This window comes from Streptomyces sp. NPDC048389, assembly GCF_040706335.1.
Lineage (GTDB): Bacteria > Actinomycetota > Actinomycetes > Streptomycetales > Streptomycetaceae > Streptomyces.
Genome location: NZ_JBEZKP010000122.1, coordinates 1 through 1,672, shown reverse-complemented (window position 1 = coordinate 1,672; position 1,672 = coordinate 1). Strand labels below are relative to the sequence as shown.

The 1,672-nt window shown below is 70.0% G+C and carries 2 protein-coding genes; both read left to right on the top strand.

The features are described 5' to 3' along the window. Window positions 1-210 precede the first annotated feature (210 nt). A complete protein-coding gene (locus tag AB0903_RS34295) occupies window positions 211-666 on the top strand; it encodes a hypothetical protein (RefSeq protein WP_366708736.1) in 456 nt (151 codons plus the stop codon). A 64-nt stretch (window positions 667-730) separates the two neighbouring features. Beyond that, window positions 731-1,570 (top strand): transposase family protein, encoded by an 840-nt coding sequence (locus AB0903_RS34290; RefSeq protein WP_366708734.1) that lies wholly within the window; start codon window positions 731-733, stop codon window positions 1,568-1,570. Window positions 1,571-1,672: the final 102 nt, after the last annotated feature.

Genomic DNA, 1,672 nt, shown 5'->3' with positions numbered 1-1,672 from the left:
TGAGCGGTGTGCATCGTGAAGTTGCAGGTCACGGGTCTGGTGTGCGGGCGTCCTTCCGTGCTCGCGCTGGTCGGCGGGCGGTGTCCACGATGAAGATCGTCTGTCAGGTGGGCCGGGGCGGTTCTCGGGTTCTGCTGCGCCTGTTGTGAGGGTCCGCCTACGATCCGTCGCCGTACGGATGCACCACCGGATCGCGGGGAGGGGGCGGGGATGTCCGAGCTGGAGCGGATCACGGCTCGCCGGAGCGAGCTGGACGCGCTCGCCGAGGATTTGGGCAAGCGGCTTGGGGAGGTCGAGGCGGAGCGGGAGGAGTTGGTGATCGCCGAGCGGGTGCTGCATCGGCTGGCCGAACAGGACCGGGCCGAGGTAGAGGCTGCCGCCCGGGTGGCTCCGGTGAAAGCGCAGGTGGCGGGGCGTGCGGTGCTGCTGATCCCGCACCGCGGCGAGGCCCCGGACGAGACCGCGCTGCCCGGTGACTACCGCAGGATCCTTCAGATCGTTCGGGCTGGTGACGGTCCGGTGCAGGTCAGGGCGGTGGGCGAGGAGCTGGGATTTGAGGTTGCGGTACGCGGGAAGCTGGAGCCGCTGCGGGCGAAGATGACCAAGCTCGCTGATCGTGGCTGGCTGCACAAGCGGCCCGACGGACGGTTCACCGCACGCCGGTAGCCCGCGCCGGGACCGGGGGGGCCGGGGCGTAACCAGCGGGCCCCCGGCGGCAGTTGAGTTTGGTGTGAAGAAAAACAACAGTTTCACCGAGGGCCCTGACGGCCTTGTCTACACCGCCCGCCTGCCGCTGTCGAGTGCCACCCTGAACTACCTCGCCACCCTGATACGCGGCCACTGCAAGAAGATCGGCTCACGGTGGCGGGCCCTGCCGCCGGGGAAGATCGCGGGGATCGTGCTGGCGGTGCTGCGCTGTGACCAGCGGCCCGGCGATCTGGCCGGCGGAAACGGGGTGCACCGCACCACCGTCACCCGCTGGGTCCGGGAGGTCGTCGGCCTGCTGGCCGCCCGCGCTCCGCGCCTGGACCGCGCGCTGAAGAAGATCACCCGATCCGGTGGCGGAGTCGTACTGCTGGACGGCTCGCTGATACGCACCCGCCGCCGCACCGGAGCCGAGAACCGGAAGAACTACTCCGGCAAGAGCAAGTGTCACGGCCTGCTCGTGATCGCGCTCACCGACGACAAGGGCCGTCTGCTCTGGGTCTCGGCCGCCCGGCCCGGTCGGACCTCGGAGATCACCGCCTGCCGGCACGACAAGCTCACCGTCCACCTCCGCGCGGCCGGGCTCGGCGCGATCGCCGACCTGGGCTTCGTCGGCCTGGACGACAGCGGCCCGGACGCCGACCCGGCGGTGATCACCGGCTACAAGGCCGCCCGCAACCGGCCCCTGACCCGCGGCCAGAAACTGTCCAATAAGGCACTGGCCGCGGTCCGGGCACCGGTCGAGCACGGCTTCGCGCACCTGAAGAACTGGCGCGTGCTCGGCAAGGTCCGCACCGACCCGAAGTGGGCGACCACACTGGTGAGGGCCCTGCTGGTCCTGACGAACCACGAAGTCGCACGCTGACCGACGATCTTGCCGGGAGTCATACGCCCCCGACCAGCACGAGCACCCCGAAGCCCATGCACACCAGCCCCGTGACCTGCAACTTCACGATGCACACAACTC